The sequence below is a fragment of the Hydrogenophaga sp. L310 genome (genome assembly GCF_055703065.1).
In genome coordinates this window covers 263,650-280,567 of record NZ_JBVPZA010000004.1, presented here as the reverse complement: position 1 = coordinate 280,567, position 16,918 = coordinate 263,650, and the positions used below count along the sequence as shown (strand labels likewise).

Sequence of the window (16,918 nt, the reverse complement as noted above, 5' to 3'; positions counted from 1 at the left end):
AGTCCCGCAAAATTACTTGGATTCGACGACTGCGAACAGGTCGTCTTCTTTCATCACCAGCAGTTCGTTGCCGTCGACCTTGACGGTCTGGCCGCTGTACTTGCCAAACAGAACGCGGTCACCGACCTTGACGTTCATGAGCGACAGTTCGCCCTTGTCGTTTTTCTTGCCGGGACCGACCGCCAGGATTTCGCCCTGGTCGGGTTTTTCTGCGGCTGCGTCGGGGATGACGATGCCGGAAGCGGTCTTGGTTTCGCTGTCAATACGCTTGACGATCACGCGATCGGCGAGAGGACGAAGGTTCATTGCATCTCCTGAGATTGGGATAGGGTTGGGTCAGACGATCAGGACCGACCGCAAGGGTCGGGCAAGGCCGTCGATCGACTTGGAGCAAGTGTTGGCACTCAACTCCAGCGAGTGCTAATGATAAGGGCGCTTCGGTGGTATTTCAAGAGGCACAAGGGTTTTATCCCCACCAAAGACGCCCAGGGCGAAGTGCCATAATTGGCACTTTACTGCCAATTGTGGCGGTTTCGCCGCAACTTCTGGAGGCGAAAACGCACGCTAGGTGTTGCAAGTCCTTGATTCTTTGTGACTTCGGGGACTGGCACGGTTCTTGGAACATGGACTGGCGCGCACACCGGCCTGGCGCTCAGAGGCCGGGCCCAAACACCGCGAGACCCACAAGAAAGCACCCCCATGTCCACGACCACCGCCAACCAGCCCCTGGGCCCCGTGCCCGGGGATGAGCCCGACGAAATCGAGGTTTCCCTTTACGAGTCGCATAAAAAGATTCACCCCAGGTCGGTATCGGGCTTCTTCACCCGCTGGCGCTGGGCCATGGTGTGGATCACACAGATCGTTTTCTACGGGTTGCCTTGGCTGAACTGGAACGGCCGCCAGGCCATCCTGTTTGACCTGCTGTCGCGCCGCTTCTACCTGGGTGGGCTGGTGCTCTACCCGCAGGACTTCATCTACCTCACCGGGTTGCTGGTGATGGCGGCGCTCGCGCTCTTCCTGTTCACGGCCGTGGCCGGGCGCCTGTGGTGCGGCTACGCCTGCCCGCAGACGGTCTACACAGAGATCTTCCTGTGGATCGAGAAGAAGATCGAGGGCGATCGCTCGGCCCGCATCCGCATGGACGAGGCGCCGATGTCCGGCACCAAGGCCGGACGCAAGGCCACCAAGCACGCCGCCTGGATACTGTTTGCGCTCTGGACCGGTTTCACCTTCGTCGGCTACTTCACTCCCATTCGCGATCAGGCTGCCGAAATGCTGTCCGGTTCGCTGGGTGCCTGGCAGACTTTCTGGATTTTCTTCTACGGCTTTGCGACTTACGGCAACGCCGGGTTCATGCGCGAGCAGGTCTGCAAATACATGTGTCCCTATGCACGCTTCCAGAGCGCCATGTTCGACAAGGACACGCTGATCGTCACCTACGACACCACCCGTGGTGAACCGCGTGGTTCGCGCGGCAAGAAGGTGGACCCTAAAGAGAAGGGGCTTGGTTCGTGTGTGGACTGTACCTTGTGTGTGCAGGTCTGCCCGACCGGCATCGACATCCGCAAGGGCTTGCAGTACGAGTGCATCGGCTGCGGCGCCTGCGCCGATGTGTGCGACGACGTGATGGACAAGTTCGGTTATGCGCGTGGCCTGGTCAAGTATTCCACGCAGAACGCCATGACCGGAGGCTGGGACAAGGCTCAGATCATCCGTCGGGCGCTGCGCCCGCGGGTGCTCATCTACACCATGGTACTGACCGCCATCGCCATCGCCGTGGGGGTGAGCCTCTACATGCGCGTGCCCATGAAGGTGGACGTGATCCGCGACCGCGGCGCGCTCGCCCGCATGGTCGAGCAGGGCCGCATAGAGAACGTGTTCCGCCTGCAGATCATGAACGCCACCGAGGCGAAACAGGTGGTTCGGCTGAGCGTGGAAGGCATGGATGGCATCGTGATCGCATCCGAACCCATGGTGGACGTCTTGCCGACCGAAGTGCGCACCCTGGCAGTGCGGGTGCAGGTGCCACCGGGCGCGTCCAGTGGTTCGCACCCCATCGTGTTCAAGCTGCAGTCCACCACCGACGCGGCGATACATCTCGATGAAAAATCGGTTTTTCTGGTACCGCGCTGACCCCGAAGGAGGAGAAGAGCCGAGCACCGGTTCGATGATGCAGTTCGTCGCCGGACACGCGTGGAAGATGGCTGCTCCAGCAATTTTCCCGGACCTGCCCCAGTGGCGGAGCGAGTTGCGTCGGCGCAGCCAGATCAAAATGGGGCCAGCGATGGAGGTCACATGCAGCCGGTGGTGGCCAGCAACGGTGAGACGGCACGGCAGTTGGACCGGCTGGGTCCACGTACCCACGATGGTGGTGCGAACCCGCCGGTCTCAGGAACGTGCTCCGTCAGATCGCCAGTTCCGGTGTGGGGGAGTCCAGTTCGGGCTCCAGGCCCTCGAACGGCAGGGTGAAGTAGAACGTGCAGCCTTCACCGGAGGCGGTTTCGGCCCAGATGCGACCGGTGTGGCGTTCGATGATGCGCTGGGACAGCGCGAGACCGGTGCCGGTGCCCTCGAAGTCCATGGAGTGGTGTTGCCGCTGGAACATCACAAACAGGTTGTGTGCTTTCTCCAGGTCGAAGCCCACACCGTTGTCGCGGATGTAGAAGGTGCGACCGTTGACCGGATCGACCTTCCAGCCGATTTCGATCCGGGCGTGTTCGCGGGGGCGGGTGTATTTCACCGAATTGTTCAGCAGGTTGCTGAACACCTCGGCCAGCAACATGGCGTCGCCACGCACGATCGGCAGATCTTTCTCCACCACCCATTCGATGGAACGGGTGGGGTTTTCCTGTTTCAGATGCGCAATCACGCCACCGACCAGCGGCGCCAGTGGCACCGGCTGCGACTCGATGGCAACCCGCCCCAGGCGCGCGTATTCGAGCAGGCCTTCGATCATGATGCTCATGCGTTTGCTGGCCTTTGCGATCGAGTTGAGGTATTGCAGCGCCAGGCCGTCGCTGGATTCGCCCATCTGCTCCTGCAGCAGGCTGACGAAGCTGGCGATGTGGCGCAGGGGCGCACGCAGGTCGTGAGACACCATGTGCGAGAACACATCCAGATGCTTGTTGGCCGTTACCAGCTCGTGCGTGCGCTCTGCCACACGCTTTTCGAGTTCGTGATTGAGGTCCTTCATCACATCCTCCAGGCTTTTGGCCGCGGTCATGTCGCGCGTGATGCAGGACAGGCCCTGCAGTTCATCTGCCTCGTTGCGCAAAGCGGTGAGCACCGTGTGGGCCCAGAAGCGCGAACCATCGTTGCGCAGCTGCCAGCCCCGGGATTCCCACTGGCCGTGGGCCTTGGCCGAGAGCAACGCCTGGGCCGGATCGACCGCTTCCTCGCCTGCGTCGGCGGCGGCCAGCAGTTGCGAGTAGGGTTTGCCCAGCATCTGCGAGCGGGTATGGCCATGCAAACGCTGTGCGCTCTCGGTCCAATCGGTCACGGCGCCGTCTTCGTTCACGAAGTAGACGCAGTAGTCCTGGAGGGCATCGACCATGAGGCGGTAGCGTTGCTCGCTCTGGAACAGCTCGGCGCTGCGCTCACGCACGCGCTCTTCGAGGTCGCGGTTGGCTTCCAGCACGAACTCCTCGGTGCGCCGACGTTCGGTGATGTCGTGCAGTTCGATGAAGATACCCTCGACTTCACCGTAGCGAAAATCCGGAATGTAGTGGATTTCGTAATAGTTGAGCGAGCCGTTCTTGTCCACACGCTCGGCCTCGAAGCTGTGGGGTTTTCCACTGAGCGCCTCGGCCACGTGCGGGAGGATTTCGGGCAACAGTTCGGGGCGCACAAACTGGCTCAGGTGCGTGCCCACCATCTCGTTCGGCTGTTTGCCGTACCGGCTGGCGTGGGCAATGTTGGCAAAACGGCAGATCAGATCTTTGTCGTAGTAGGCCAGGCGCACCGGAATACGGTCGGTGATGTTCTGCAGGAAGCTGTTGTGGGCGGCCACCCGCAGCTCAACCGCCTTGCGGTCGCTGATGTCCATCACGTTGGTGTTGGTGTGCAGGAATCGTCCCTGCTCGTCGAACACGGCGGTGGACAAGAACAGGGCGTGGAACTGGCTGCCGTCCTTGCGGCGGATTTCGACTTCCATGGGCTCGCTGCGGCCTGAATGGCGCAGCAATTCCATGCGTGTCTGCAACAGCGTGCGGCACGACGCATCGACCAGGGCAAGAAGATCCAGTTTGCTGAGCACCTCTTCGCGCTCGTAGCCCAGGCAGTTCAACAGGGTTTGGTTGATGTTGACCAAGCGCAGCTCACCGTCGAGCGACAGGTAGCCACAGGGGGCTTGTTCGTAGAGCGCCTGGGCACGGGCCAGTGCCTGCTCCAGTGCTTGGGTGCGCTCGGCCACCAGCCGCTCAAGTTCGGGGATGGCGTTGTCGTTCCGGTCCGGGCGGTCAGGGTTTTTCATGGTTCAAAGCTCCAAGTCGATGCGATGCACAGCAAGAATCATCTGTTCATGATATCGGTCACCATGCTGAAAACCCAGAAGAGTCTGCGCCTGTAGCGCTGGGGTTACAAGTGTTCGCTCCAGCACCCCCCGGGGCAGGTACGTGAAGGCTTCCGGTTGATTGCTGGTGCTTGCTGACAGATCCGCCACCCTGAGATAGGAACACGTAACTCAAGAAACAGGAACACACTTCGGACATCGCCAATCGATATACGGGGGTATTGTCATGTGCCGGCGCGGCCTCGCCAGTACGACTCGGACGCAGAAGCACGTGTGACTGAGCTGGCATGTTCGGCGCCCCACAGGCCGCCAGCGCTGGAGGATGGTGGAACTCGACACGCCGCACGCCAGGAGCCTGGCCTGGGCAGCGTGAGTCGAGAAACCGTGGGACGCATGTTCAGTAAACGAGCTCATGCCCTGGCGCAGACTGGGTTGCGTGCAGCCACGGTGGAGCCCCGGCATGGGCTTTGCCCGACACGGGGCAAGTCCCCGGATGGTCAGGGTGGTCGATGGATTTATTGGAGTCCGGCCGCTGCGCGCAGCGCCTGCGCCTTGTCTGTCAGCTCCCAGGCGAACTCGGGCTCTTCTCGGCCGAAGTGACCGTAGGCGGCTGTCTTTTCGTAGATCGGGCGCAGCAGATCGAGCATCTGGATGATGCCCTTGGGGCGAAGGTCGAAGTGCTCGCTCACGAGCGCGGCGATCGCCTCGTCCGGAATCACGCCCGTGCCTTCGGTGTAGACCGTCACGTTCATCGGTTTGGCCACGCCAATGGCGTAGGCCACCTGGATCTGGCACTGCTTGGCCAGGCCGGCCTTGACGATGTTCTTGGCCACGTAGCGCGCGGCGTAGGCCGCTGAGCGATCGACCTTGCTGGGGTCTTTGCCGGAGAACGCGCCACCGCCGTGCGGACAGGCGCCGCCGTAGGTGTCGACAATGATCTTGCGGCCGGTCAGGCCACAGTCGCCCTGTGGGCCGCCGATGACGAAACGCCCTGTCGGGTTGATCAGGTACTTGGTGTTCTGCAGCCATTCCTTGGGCAGTACCGGTTTGATGATTTCTTCGATGATGGCTTCGGTGAAGCTGGCCTTCATCTGGTGCTGGTTTTCGCTCTGGTCCGGGCTGTGCTGGGTGGACAGCACCACGGTGTCGATGCTGTGCGGCTTGCCGTCCACATAGCGCATCGTCACCTGGCTCTTGGCGTCGGGTCGCAGGAAAGGCAGGCGACCGTCCTTGCGCAGCTGGGCCTGGCGCTCCATCAGGCGGTGCGCATAGTAGATCGGTGCGGGCATGAGTTCGGGCGTCTCGTCGCAGGCGTAGCCAAACATCAGACCCTGGTCGCCGGCGCCGGTGTTCAGGTGGTCGTCGGACGCGTGGTCCACGCCCTGCGCGATGTCGTTCGACTGCTTGTCGTAGGCCACCAGCACGGCGCAACCCTTGTAGTCGATGCCGTACTCGGTGTTGTCGTAGCCGATGCGCTTGATGGTGTCGCGCGCGACCTGGATGTAGTCGACGTGCGCGTTGGTGGTGATCTCGCCCGCCAGCACCACGAGGCCGGTGTTGGTCAGGGTCTCGGCGGCCACGCGGCTGCGCGGGTCCTGCTTGAAGATTGCATCGAGAATCGCGTCGGAAATCTGGTCAGCCACCTTGTCGGGGTGGCCTTCTGAGACGGATTCGGAAGTGAAGAGAAAGTCGTTCGCCATGTATAAACTCCAGAGTTGGTTGATCGGCGTTGCCGGTCTTCTGGGTTCGGCGAACGCTTTAGCGAAATTTGTGAATCGCCCCGCAATTAGTTCAGTAACTCGGCGATGACGGGATTTTAGGGCAAACGGTTTTCTGTGGCCCCTGCTCTGTTCATGGCCTGACGCAAGCAACGGGTGTATGCCCATCGCCGGTATATTTCGACGGCCATGCAGGCCTCTTGAGCAATTCGTGACCGTCTTCATTCAACTGCTTTTCCGCTTTTTCTCGCTCATGCCGCTGCCTGTGCTGCACGCTGCAGGCTGGGTGGTGGGCTGGCTGAGCTTTCTGCTGTCGCCCCGCTACCGGCGCCGCTTGATGGCCCATGTTCGCCAGGCCGGTTTTTCCCGCGGGGTGGCGCTGGCTTCGGTGGGCGAAGCGGGCAAGATGGCCGTAGAAACCACCCGGTTGTGGTTGGGAGCCCCGATGAAGGTGGGCTGGGAAGGGGCTTCCCTGATCGAAGCGGCGATGGCCCACGGCTCTGGCGTGCTGTTCCTGACACCGCACCTGGGTTGTTTTGAAATCACGGCGCAGGCGGTGGCACAGCGTTTCGGTGACCGCATGACCACCACCGTGCTGTTTCGCCCGTCGCGCCAACCCTGGCTGCGGGATCTGGTGGCCCATTCCCGGGAGCGTCCGGGCCTGTTGACGGCGCCGACCACGCTGGCCGGCGTGAAACAGCTCATCAAGGCGCTCAAGACCGGGCAGGCCGTGGGGCTGCTGCCGGATCAGGTGCCGCCCGCGGGCCAAGGCGTGTGGGCGCCGTACTTCGGGCGTGAGGCCTACACCATGACCTTGTCGGCCCGCCTGGCACGGACACCGGGCGTGCAGCCGGTGTTGATCTGGGGCGAGCGGCTCTCGTGGGGCCGCGGCTTCCTGGTGCATGTGCGCCCCTTCCCGGGTCTGGCTGAGGAGGGTCTGAGCAGCGACCCGCAAACGGCCGCTTTGCAGATCAATCAGGTCATGGAGTCGCTGGTGCGAGAATCGCCGGCGCAATACCTCTGGTCGTACGACCGCTACAAGCAACCCCGTCAACCCGAGTCCCCGGACACCGGCGCCGCGCCCCGGCGCTGAAACGTCCCCCGGTGCTCACCGCCGTCATTCATGTCCACAACCCCTCCCCCAACTCATCACAGTCCATCGGGCTCCAAAACCTGGGGTGGTCGACTGGGCGTGGGTTTCATGCGCCTGCTGGCCAAATTGCCTCTGCCATGGGTGCGCGGCCTGGGGTGGCTGTCGGGGCAGTTGCTCCACTCGGTGGCGGGCCGGCGCCGGGGCATTGCCCGCACCAACTGGGCGCTGTGTTTCCCTCAGGACAGCGAGGCTGAGCGCAACCGCGCTGTGCGCCGGCATTTTGTGTATTTCGCGCAATCCTGGCTGGACCGGAGCTGGGTCTGGGAAGCCAGTGAAGCGGTGACCCGGCGCCGCCTGAGGCTGGTCGGGGCGGTCCATGAACTGGCCACCGACGGGCCGATTCTGGTGTTCGCGCCGCACTTTGTAGGACTGGACGCCGGCGGAACCGCACTGGCCCTGGGGTTTCCGCGCAGGTTCATCAGCCTGTATGCCCGTCAACGCAATGTGGCCGTGGATCAATGGATTCGGGCGGGTCGGCTGCGGTACGGCTCAGTCAGGCTGGTCGAAAAGCACCAGAGCATGCGCTCGCTGGTGCAGGCACTGCGCGCGGGGGAGGTGCTGTACCTCTTGCCGGACATGGACATGGGACCGGCAGAGTCGGTGTTCGTGCCGTTTTTCGGTGTGAGCACCGCCACCGTGCCCACCCTGCCGAGGCTGGCCCAGATGGGGCGTGCGCGCGTGGTGCCGGTCATCAGCAGGATGACACCCAGTGGTTACGACGTGGAGGTGCTACCGGGCTGGGATGGTTATCCCGGCGGCGACGCGGTGGCCGACACCGCGTTGATGAACCAGCGCCTGGAGCAGATGATCGCCACCATGCCCGAGCAGTACTACTGGGTGCACAAGCGCTTCAAGACGCGACCGGCCGGCGAAGCGTCGCCCTATGCACGGAGCTGAACGCCGGTGAAGGCCTGACTGACGGCGGGTTCTGCCCAGTCGGCTCAGTCGAGCGCCGGAGGCTCGTCGTCTTCCACCGCTTTTTCGGCGGCTGGCTCCATGGGCGCCACGGCCTCGCCATGGGTCCAGTCCCACAGGAGCCGCGCCATCTCGTCCAGCCCCTGCTTCTTGAGCGCGGAAAAAAGGCGGGCTTCACCACCGCCACACTGCAGCTTCGCAATGGACAGGGCCTTGTTGGCCTCGGCACGCGTGAGCTTGTCCGACTTGGTCAAGAGGATCACGAACTTCAGGCCGCTTTGTACCCGCGGGCGGATCACGTCGAGCAGGATTTCGTCGAGTTCGGTCAAACCCAGGCGGGGGTCGCACAGCAACACCACGGCCTTGAGGTTTTCGCGCGTCATGAGGTAGTTGCCCATCACGCGCTGCCAGCGCAGCTTGGCTTCGCGCGGCACCGCCGCGTACCCATAACCCGGCAAGTCGGCCAGCACGGCGTCGGTCTGCCCCTGCTTGCCCAGCGAGAACAGGTTGATGCTTTGCGTGCGTCCAGGCGTCTTCGATGCAAAAGCCAGGCGCTTTTGCTGGGTCAGGGTGTTGATGCAGGTGGATTTGCCGGCATTGGAGCGACCCACAAAAGCCACCTCGGGAACATCCAGCGTGGGCAGGTGTTCCAGCTGGGGCGCCGTCGTGAGGAATCGGGCGGTGTGCAGCCAGCCGTGCAGGCTCTTGATATCGGGACGCTCTGCGTTTTGGGCGCCCTCGGGACCCTGCACGCTGGGGGTGCTGGATGGGGTGGTGTCCGAGGCGGTGGCGGTATTCTTGACTTGAGTCATTTGGGTATCCTGTGAGGCATTGTAAAATCGAATGCTGTACGGCCCGAAAGCCGCGAACTTCTTCAAACCGACGCGTCGTTGCCGACGCCGCCCCGACATGAAATTGCCCGTTTCTTTCCTTTGCGTGGTTGCCGCTGCAGCCCTGTCGTTCAGTGCACATGCGCAGTCGGTCAAACCCGATGTTGCCAAGGGTGCCGCCACCTATGGGCAGGTTTGTGTGGCCTGCCACGCAGCCGACGGGAATTCGGTGACGCCGGAGAATCCGATGTTGGCGCAGCAGCATCCAGAGTACCTGGTCAAGCAGCTGCAGGAATTCAAGTCTGGGAAAAGGGCCAACCCGATCATGCAGGGCATGGTCGCGGCGCTGTCCGATGATGACATGCGCAACATCGCCTGGTGGCTGGCCGATCAAAAGGCACGCGAAGGCTTCGCGACGGACAAGGATCTGGTTCGACTGGGTGAGCGCATCTACCGCGGCGGTATCGCTGATCGCCAGATTGCGGCTTGTGCGGGTTGCCACAGCCCCACTGGCGCCGGCATTCCCTCGCAGTACCCGCGCCTGAAAGGGCAGCATGCCGGTTACACCGCTGCCCAGCTCAAGGCTTTCCGCGACGGCACGCGCGCCAACCACATCCAGATGACCGGTGTGGCAGCCAAAATGAACGACCGCGAAATCCAGGCGGTGTCTGACTACATCGCGGGCTTGCGCTGACCGGTCACGTGCTTAGCCCCCGGTGTCTTCGGGGATATAAGCGTTGGTTAATATTTGGCCTCACAATGCGGGTTTATCGAACATTGCATTGAACCGCCACACGAACAAAGCATCACATCAGGGCGCGTTCTGGGTTCTTCCAGATCCGCCCTGTTTGTTTTTTACGACGCCTAAATGACTGTATCTACCCAAGGCCTGCAGATCCGTACCGGGTCACGCTTCGCCAGTCAACTGGTTGAGCTGGTGTCCTCCATGCGGTTTGCGATCTCGCTGCTGACGGTGATCTGTATCGCGTCGGTCATCGGGACCGTGGTCAAACAACACGAGCCCCTGAACAACTACGTCAACCAATTTGGCCCGTTCTGGTCCGATGTGTTTGGCAGTGCCCGGCTGTTCACGGTCTACAGTGCGTGGTGGTTTCTGCTGATCCTCGCGTTTCTGGTGGTCAGCACCAGCCTGTGCATCGCGCGCAACACGCCCAAGATCCTGGTGGACTTCAAGGCCTACAAGGAAAACATCCGCGAGCAAAGTCTCAAGGCTTTTCCGCATCGGGCCGAAGGCGCGCTGCCTGAAACGCCCGAATCAGCGGCCAACCGCATCGGTCAAACCCTGCTGGGTTCTGGTTGGAAGGTCAAGCTGCAGTCGCGGGAAAGCGCGGGCGGTACTGGCTGGATGGTGGCCGCCAAGGCGGGATCGACCAACAAGATCGGCTATCTGGCGGCACACAGCGCGATTGTGCTGGTGTGCCTCGGTGGCCTGCTCGATGGCGATCTGGTGGTGCGTGCCCAGATGTGGTTCAACGGCAAGACGCCGTTCACGGGTGGCGGCCTGATTGCCGATGTGGCCCCTCAGCACCGCCTTTCTCCCAGCAACCCGACGTTCCGGGGCAACCTGCTGGTGACCGAGGGCACCACGGCGGGCACCGCAATCCTGGCCCAGTCCGATGGCGTGCTGCTGCAGGATCTGCCGTTTTCGGTCGAACTCAAGAAATTCATTGTCGAGTACTACGACACCGGCATGCCGAGGCTGTTTGCCAGCGACATCGTGATCCACGATCACGAGACGGGTGAGAAAAAGGAGACGCGGGTTGAAGTGAACCATCCCGCCAGCCACCGCGGCATCAACATTTACCAGTCCAGCTTCGACGATGGCGGTTCGCGCGTCAATCTGCAGGCTGTGCCCATCAACGGGCCGGCCAAGGCGTTCGAGGTGTCGGGCGTGATCGGTGGCACGTCCGCGCTGAGCAACGGGGACCAGAAGCTCACACTGGAGTACACCGGCCTGCGCGTGATCAACGTGGAGAACTTTGCGAACCAGGGCGAAGCATCGGGCACGGATGTGCGCAAGGTTGACCTGCGCAGCTCGATCGAGAGCCGCCTCGGTTCGGGGCACAAGCCGGGTGCCGAAAAAACCCTGCGCAACGTGGGCCCCAGTTTCAGCTACAAGCTGCGCGACGCGGCGGGCCAGGCGGTGGAATACAACAACTACATGCTACCCATGGAGATCGATGGTTCCCGCATGTTCCTCTTTGGCATGCGTGAAACGCCGTCCGAGCCCTTCCGGTACCTGCGCATCCCGGCCGACGAGCAGGACAGCATCGATGGTTTTGTGCGCCTGCGTTCGGCACTCGCCGATCCGGTGTTGCGCGAACTGGCCGTGCGCCGCTACGCGGTCTCCGCGGTCGAAGCGGGGCGCACCGAACTCGCCGAAGCCCTGCAGGCGTCTGCCGGACGGGCGATCGGTCTGTTTGCCGGCGCCGAGATCCCTGAAGCGGCGGTGGGGAACCCGCCCATCAAAGGGGGATTGCAAGCGGTGTCGGCGTTTCTGGAGAACAACGTGCCCGAAGCAGAGCGCGAGCGCGCCAGCGATGTGCTGGTGCGCATCCTCAATGGAACGCTGTTCGAGCTGTTGCAGGTCAGTCGTGAACGTGCCGGCCTGCAGCCGCTGGAGCGCAGCGAAGCTACGCAGCAATTCATGACGCACGCCGTCATGAGTCTGAGCGATGCTTTTTATTACCCGGCCCCGATGACCTTTCAGCTCAAGGATTTTGAACATGTACAGGCGAGTGTGTTCCAGGTGGCGCGCGCGCCCGGCCAGAGCATCGTCTACCTCGGCTGCGGCTTGCTGATCCTGGGTGTTTTCGTCATGCTCTATGTGCGCGAACGGCGCGTGTGGGTGTGGCTCTCGCCTGCGGGCGCAGGGCAATCGCAGGCCACGATGGCGCTCTCGTCCAACCGCAAGACGATGGAAGCCGATCAGGAGTTTGAAATGTTGAAGTCCCAGTTGTTGAAGGTGCCCTCATGAATACCGCTACCCAGACTTTTGAACTCAAGCGGGGCCAGAATGGCTCGGGCCTGGAACCCGGCTATTTCGCCCGCCGCAATGTGTGGGACTGGCTGTTCGCTGTCCTCGTGGTAGCGGGCGCGGTGTGGAGTTTCATGCGCTACAGCCCGGCCATGGACGGATATGAAAAAGCCATTCTGGCGGGTGCCGTCCCCGCGGTCATCTGGCTGGGCTGGTTCTGGCGCCCCCTGCGTGTGCTGATGGTGGTGGTGGCGGCACTGTCGTTGCTGGCCATCTCGCTGTACCAGACGCCGGAAGGCACGGCGAGCCTGGCGCGCGCTGAACAGGTGTTCATGCTCAAGTATTTCATTTCCAGCCAGTCAGCCATTCTCTGGATGAGTGTGCTGTTCTTCATGAGCACCATCTTCTACTGGGTGGGGATGTTCACGCGCGCAGGCAATGCATTCGAAAGCCTGGGGTCGCGCCTGGCCTGGGTGGCCGTGACGCTGGCACTGGTGGGAACCATGGTGCGCTGGTACGAGAGCCACCAGATTGGTGTCGGGATTGGTCACATCCCGGTGAGCAACCTTTATGAGGTCTTCGTGCTGTTCTGCTGGATGACGGCGGCCTTTTACCTGTATTACGAAGAGCAGTACAACACCCGTTCGATGGGCGCCTTCGTGATGCTGGTGGTGAGCGCGGCCGTGGGCTTTCTGCTCTGGTATACCGTGGTGCGCGAAGCCCACGAGATCCAGCCGCTGGTGCCCGCGTTGCAGAGCTGGTGGATGAAGCTCCACGTGCCCGCCAACTTCATTGGTTACGGCACGTTTGCCATTTCGGCCATGCTGGCTTTTGCCTACCTGATCAAGCAGAGTGCCAGTGAGTCGCGCTGGTACAAGCTCGCGCCCTTGTGGTTGCTGGGCATCGTGCTGTGTTTTGAACCCATCGTCTTTCGGACTTCGGCTGCGGAAAAGGGCGGCAGCTACTGGTTTGTGTATTTCGGCATTTCGGCGCTGATCGTGGCCACCATCCTGTTCGGCCGCCGTCGCATTGCCGAGCGACTGCCGAGTTTCGAGGTGCTGGACGATGTGATGTACAAGGCCATCGCGGTCGGCTTTGCCTTTTTCACCATCGCGACCGTGCTGGGTGCCTTCTGGGCGGCGGAGGCCTGGGGCGGCTACTGGAGCTGGGATCCGAAGGAAACCTGGGCCCTGATCGTCTGGCTGAACTACGCCGCCTGGCTGCACATGCGCCTGATGAAGGGCCTGCGTGGCACCGTGGCGGCCTGGTGGGCCTTGGTGGGGCTCGCGGTCACCACCTTCGCTTTCCTGGGGGTGAACATGTTCCTCTCGGGCTTGCACAGCTACGGCGAGCTGTGAGGTCCTGCCGTTCCTGAAGCCCGTGTCCCTTCTGGATGCGGGCGATGAAGAATCCGGTTCGGGCGAGGGCTCGATGACGCCGTCAGGAACTTGGTAAGAAATGGCCGGCTCCTACGACTGACGTGAACCACAGGAGCCTTCCATGATCATCCGTTCTGCCGACACCGGGTACCACCATCCCTTTTCGAGCGAAATCACGTCCCGGTCCACCTATCTGGGGCGGCGGGAGTGGTTGCAGCACTTGGCCCTGGGAGCTGGCGGTGCGGCGCTGGCTGGTTGGGCATCACGAGACGCCCTCGCCGCTGTTACCCGACCCGGCAAGCTCGCTGCGCTGGCGGGCGCCTCTTCCGCGTTGCCTGGGGCATCAACGGTGGAAAAGGTCACCGCTTACGAGCACGCGTCCACCTACAACAACTTCTACGAGTTCGGCACCGACAAGTCGGACCCCGCAGCCCGCGCGAAATCGCTGAAGACGAACCCCTGGACGGTGTCGGTCGAGGGCCTGGTGAACAAGCCCAAAACCTACGGGCTGGAGGAGCTGCTCAAGCTGGCCCCCATGGAAGAGCGCATCTACCGGCTGCGCTGTGTGGAGGGCTGGTCCATGGTGATTCCCTGGGTGGGTTATTCGCTGGCTGCGTTGATCCGGGCGGTGCAGCCGCTGGGCAGCGCGAAGTATGTGGAGTTCGTGACCCAGGCCGATCGGGACACCATGCCGGGCCTGCGTTCCAATGTGCTGCTGTGGCCTTATGTCGAAGGCCTGCGTCTGGACGAGGCCATGCATCCTTTGACGCTGTTGGCGTTTGGCATGTATGGCGAGGTGTTGCCGAACCAGAACGGTGCCCCTGTGCGTCTGGTGGTTCCCTGGAAATACGGTTTCAAGAGCGGCAAGTCGCTGGTGAACATCCGGTTCACCGACAAGGAGCCGCGCACGGCCTGGAACATCGCAGCGCCGCAGGAGTACGGCTTTTACTCCAACGTGAATCCCGATGTGGCACACCCGCGATGGAGCCAGGCCACGGAACGGCGCATTGGAGAAGAGGGTGGCCTGTTGGCCAAACGCCGCAAGACCCTGATGTTCAATGGCTATGAGCCACAGGTGGGACAGCTGTACGCCGGCATGGACCTGCGCAAGTCATTCTGACCCCCGGACCGTTCATCCGCAAAGCCGCTCTCGTGGACGTTCGACTGCCCTCTGTCCCCGCGAACCGATCTGGGTTGGTGGATTCGGCCACCACGCCGCGCAAGGCAGGGCCGCTCGTGAACCGGTGGCTCTCGCACCGCGTTGCCAAACCCCTGTTTTTCATTTTGTGCAGCCTGCCGGCGGTCTGGCTGTTCTGGGCTGCATGGAACGACCAGCTTGGCGCCAATCCGGCCGAAGCCCTGATCCGGTCACTGGGCGACTGGAGCCTGCGAGCGCTGGTGCTGGTGTTGCTGGTGACGCCGTTGCGGGTGTTGGCGGCGTGGCCCGCGCTGGCCCGCCTGCGCCGCATGCTGGGTTTGTTTGTGTTTTTCTACGCCAGCCTGCACCTGACGGCCTACGCGTGGTTCGACATGGGTTTCGAGTGGCGCGACCTGCTGGCCGATCTGGCCAAGCGGCCCTTCATTCTGGTCGGCTTTGGCAGTTGGGTGTTGCTGATGATCATGGCGGCCACCTCGTTCAATCGGGCCATCCGGGCGATGGGGGCGGCGCGCTGGAAGTTGCTGCACCGAAGTGTGTACGCCGTGGCTTGCTTGGCGGTGCTGCATTTTTTCTGGATGCGCAGCGGCAAGAACGACTTCGCGGAGGTGGGTGTTTACGCGGTTCTGTTGGCAGCGTTGCTGGGCTGGCGTGTGTGGCGGCGCTGGCGACCCAGCGGCCGGCCAACGCCTTGAACGCGTGCGGGCCGGTGGCTCAGGTGGCAGAGATCAGCATTTCGTTGCGGAACTGATCGGCTGCGGTCTCTCGTGACCGGATCAGCGTTGCATGGTCGCCGTCGACCAGCACCTCGGCCGCCCTGCCACGCGTGTTGTAGTTGCTGGCCATGCTCATGCAATAGGCGCCAGCGGACATCACCGCGAGCACATCACCCGCCTGCACCGCCAGACGCCGGTCGCGCCCAAGCCAGTCACCACTTTCACACACCGGGCCGACGACGTCCCAGGTGGTGGGGGGAACGTCCTGGCGCGGCGACAGTGGCACGATCTGGTGAAAGGCCTGGTACATGGCTGGGCGCGGCAGGTCGTTCATGGCCGCGTCCACGATCAGGAAGTTCTTGTGTTCACCCGGCTTGAGGTAGAGCACCTCGGTCAGGCAGACGCCCGCGTTGCCCACCAAGGACCGGCCCGGCTCGATGACCAGCTTGCGCTGGCCATAGCCTCGGGCATCAAGTTTTTCCAGCAAGCGTTGCCAGAGCACATCGGCCGCTGGCGGGGTTTCACCCTGGTAGTTGATGCCCAGGCCACCGCCCAGATCCAGGTGTTCGAGTGGTACCCCGGCGGCTTCGATCGCGCTCACCAGGTCCAGCATGCGATCCAGGGCGTTCAGATAAGGATCGATGTCGGTTATCTGCGACCCGATGTGGCAATCGATACCGACCACTCGCAAACCGGCGCAGCTGGCGGCGTGTCGGTAGGTGGCGAGCACGTTTTCGTGCGCGATGCCGAATTTGTTGTCTTTGAGGCCGGTCGAAATATAGGGGTGGGTCTTGGCGTCCACATTGGGGTTGACGCGCACGCTCACAGGCGCGCGCAGGCCCATGCTCTGCGCAACCGCATCGAGCACGTCCAACTCGGCGTTGCTCTCCACGTTGAAGCAGCCGATGCCGGCTTCCAGCGCGCGGCGCATTTCAGCGCACGTTTTTCCAACACCGGAGAAGATGATGCGCGTTGGCTCCACTCCAACGGCCAAAGCACGTTCCAGCTCGCCGCCAGAGACGATGTCGAGACCGCAGCCAGCTTGCACCAGGGTCTGCAGGATGGCCAGATTCGAGTTGGCCTTCATGGCGTAGCAGATCAGGTGCTCGCGCCCCTGGAGTCCGCGCTGGTACGCGGCCAATGCATCGAGCATGGCCGCACGGCTGTAAATAAATAAGGGTGTTCCGTACTGCGTGGCCAGCGTATCCAGCGCGATGCCCTCGATCGTGAGTCGATCGCTCTGGTAGCTGAAGCCGGGAGGCAGCGACGGGGCGGATGAACCGGTCAAGGTGTGCATGGTGGAATCAGGGCGGCTCGGTGGCCGCGAACAACCGCAGCCGGTGCCTGCTGCAAAATGGGTTTCAGCGCTGCGGAGTCTCGTCCAGCGTGTCCGTTGCAGCGGGGAGGGTGGCCGGATAGGGCGTGGCAGGCCGTGCATCGGGTTGCGTGCTGGGCAGGTAGAGCGGCCCCTTTTGCCCACAACCGGCACCCGCCAAGCTCAGAGCGATCAGGGCCATGCAACCCGCGACACGGACATTGGCGA

14 protein-coding genes are annotated in these 16,918 nt (G+C 62.7%); 8 read left to right on the top strand and 6 right to left on the bottom strand.

Annotated elements, in window-relative coordinates:
• Nucleotides 1-12: 12 nt before the first annotated feature.
• Complete coding sequence (locus AC0GNO_RS10050; RefSeq protein ID WP_305361815.1) at nucleotides 13-306, bottom strand: co-chaperone GroES; 294 nt, start codon at nucleotides 304-306, stop codon at nucleotides 13-15.
• A 393-nt stretch (nucleotides 307-699) separates the two neighbouring features.
• Here AC0GNO_RS10050 and ccoG point away from each other — a divergent pair, with 393 nt between their 5' ends.
• The gene (gene ccoG, locus AC0GNO_RS10045) at nucleotides 700-2,133 is read left to right on the top strand and encodes a cytochrome c oxidase accessory protein CcoG (RefSeq protein ID WP_472903890.1); all 1,434 of its coding nucleotides are present in this window, start codon (nucleotides 700-702) and stop codon (nucleotides 2,131-2,133) included.
• A gap of 271 nt (nucleotides 2,134-2,404) precedes the next feature.
• On the opposite strand, the gene AC0GNO_RS10040 is transcribed toward ccoG, so the two are convergent.
• Both AC0GNO_RS10040 and metK read right to left on the bottom strand, forming a co-directional pair.
• Nucleotides 2,405-4,471 (bottom strand): PAS domain-containing sensor histidine kinase, encoded by a 2,067-nt coding sequence (locus AC0GNO_RS10040; RefSeq protein ID WP_472903889.1) that lies wholly within the window; start codon nucleotides 4,469-4,471, stop codon nucleotides 2,405-2,407.
• Nucleotides 4,472-5,025: 554 nt separating this feature from the next.
• Complete coding sequence (gene metK / locus AC0GNO_RS10035) at nucleotides 5,026-6,210, bottom strand: methionine adenosyltransferase (protein WP_472887089.1); 1,185 nt, start codon at nucleotides 6,208-6,210, stop codon at nucleotides 5,026-5,028.
• A 229-nt stretch (nucleotides 6,211-6,439) separates the two neighbouring features.
• On the opposite strand from metK, the gene AC0GNO_RS10030 reads away from it, so the two are divergent.
• On the top strand, nucleotides 6,440-7,321 hold the full coding sequence (locus tag AC0GNO_RS10030; RefSeq protein ID WP_472903888.1) for a lysophospholipid acyltransferase family protein: 882 nt from the start codon (nucleotides 6,440-6,442) through the stop codon (nucleotides 7,319-7,321).
• A 30-nt stretch (nucleotides 7,322-7,351) separates the two neighbouring features.
• Entirely contained in the window at nucleotides 7,352-8,278 is a 927-nt protein-coding gene (locus AC0GNO_RS10025; protein ID WP_472903887.1) for a lysophospholipid acyltransferase family protein, read from the top strand.
• Between the two features lie 44 nt (nucleotides 8,279-8,322).
• Here AC0GNO_RS10025 and yihA read toward each other — a convergent pair whose 3' ends face one another.
• On the bottom strand, nucleotides 8,323-9,108 hold the full coding sequence (gene yihA, locus AC0GNO_RS10020) for a ribosome biogenesis GTP-binding protein YihA/YsxC (protein WP_472887092.1): 786 nt from the start codon (nucleotides 9,106-9,108) through the stop codon (nucleotides 8,323-8,325).
• 97 nt (nucleotides 9,109-9,205) lie between these two features.
• On the opposite strand from yihA, the gene AC0GNO_RS10015 reads away from it, so the two are divergent.
• From AC0GNO_RS10015 to AC0GNO_RS09995, 5 genes are all read left to right on the top strand, one after another.
• Nucleotides 9,206-9,820 carry a c-type cytochrome gene (locus AC0GNO_RS10015; protein ID WP_472887113.1) on the top strand — a complete coding sequence of 205 codons (615 nt, stop codon included), beginning with the start codon at nucleotides 9,206-9,208 and terminating at the stop codon, nucleotides 9,818-9,820.
• 174 nt (nucleotides 9,821-9,994) lie between these two features.
• Nucleotides 9,995-12,124 (top strand): cytochrome c biogenesis protein ResB, encoded by a 2,130-nt coding sequence (locus AC0GNO_RS10010; protein WP_472903886.1) that lies wholly within the window; start codon nucleotides 9,995-9,997, stop codon nucleotides 12,122-12,124.
• Complete coding sequence (gene ccsB, locus AC0GNO_RS10005) at nucleotides 12,121-13,482, top strand: c-type cytochrome biogenesis protein CcsB (RefSeq protein ID WP_472903885.1); 1,362 nt, start codon at nucleotides 12,121-12,123, stop codon at nucleotides 13,480-13,482. The genes AC0GNO_RS10010 and ccsB overlap by 4 nt, the downstream gene beginning before the upstream one ends.
• Nucleotides 13,483-13,624: 142 nt before the next feature.
• Complete coding sequence (gene msrP / locus AC0GNO_RS10000; protein ID WP_472903884.1) at nucleotides 13,625-14,623, top strand: protein-methionine-sulfoxide reductase catalytic subunit MsrP; 999 nt, start codon at nucleotides 13,625-13,627, stop codon at nucleotides 14,621-14,623.
• A 77-nt stretch (nucleotides 14,624-14,700) separates the two neighbouring features.
• Complete coding sequence (locus tag AC0GNO_RS09995) at nucleotides 14,701-15,354, top strand: protein-methionine-sulfoxide reductase heme-binding subunit MsrQ (RefSeq protein WP_472903883.1); 654 nt, start codon at nucleotides 14,701-14,703, stop codon at nucleotides 15,352-15,354.
• A 19-nt stretch (nucleotides 15,355-15,373) separates the two neighbouring features.
• Here AC0GNO_RS09995 and lysA read toward each other — a convergent pair whose 3' ends face one another.
• Complete coding sequence (gene lysA, locus AC0GNO_RS09990; protein WP_472887097.1) at nucleotides 15,374-16,672, bottom strand: diaminopimelate decarboxylase; 1,299 nt, start codon at nucleotides 16,670-16,672, stop codon at nucleotides 15,374-15,376.
• Between the two features lie 64 nt (nucleotides 16,673-16,736).
• Nucleotides 16,737-16,892: an LPS translocon maturation chaperone LptM gene (gene lptM / locus AC0GNO_RS09985; protein WP_472887098.1), complete on the bottom strand. Its 156-nt coding sequence runs from the start codon at nucleotides 16,890-16,892 to the stop codon at nucleotides 16,737-16,739.
• Nucleotides 16,893-16,918 lie beyond the last annotated feature (26 nt).

Coding starts and splice junctions, on each gene's coding strand:
- ccsB (WP_472903885.1), top strand. CDS start 12,121: ATGAATACCGCTACCCAGACTTTTGAACTCAAGCGGGGCCAGAATGGC.
- msrP (WP_472903884.1), top strand. CDS start 13,625: ATGATCATCCGTTCTGCCGACACCGGGTACCACCATCCCTTTTCGAGC.
- AC0GNO_RS10015 (WP_472887113.1), top strand. CDS start 9,206: ATGAAATTGCCCGTTTCTTTCCTTTGCGTGGTTGCCGCTGCAGCCCTG.
- AC0GNO_RS10010 (WP_472903886.1), top strand. CDS start 9,995: ATGACTGTATCTACCCAAGGCCTGCAGATCCGTACCGGGTCACGCTTC.
- lysA (WP_472887097.1), bottom strand. CDS start 16,672: ATGCACACCTTGACCGGTTCATCCGCCCCGTCGCTGCCTCCCGGCTTC.
- AC0GNO_RS10050 (WP_305361815.1), bottom strand. CDS start 306: ATGAACCTTCGTCCTCTCGCCGATCGCGTGATCGTCAAGCGTATTGAC.
- lptM (WP_472887098.1), bottom strand. CDS start 16,892: ATGGCCCTGATCGCTCTGAGCTTGGCGGGTGCCGGTTGTGGGCAAAAG.
- metK (WP_472887089.1), bottom strand. CDS start 6,210: ATGGCGAACGACTTTCTCTTCACTTCCGAATCCGTCTCAGAAGGCCAC.
- AC0GNO_RS10025 (WP_472903887.1), top strand. CDS start 7,352: ATGTCCACAACCCCTCCCCCAACTCATCACAGTCCATCGGGCTCCAAA.
- ccoG (WP_472903890.1), top strand. CDS start 700: ATGTCCACGACCACCGCCAACCAGCCCCTGGGCCCCGTGCCCGGGGAT.
- yihA (WP_472887092.1), bottom strand. CDS start 9,108: ATGACTCAAGTCAAGAATACCGCCACCGCCTCGGACACCACCCCATCC.
- AC0GNO_RS10040 (WP_472903889.1), bottom strand. CDS start 4,471: ATGAAAAACCCTGACCGCCCGGACCGGAACGACAACGCCATCCCCGAA.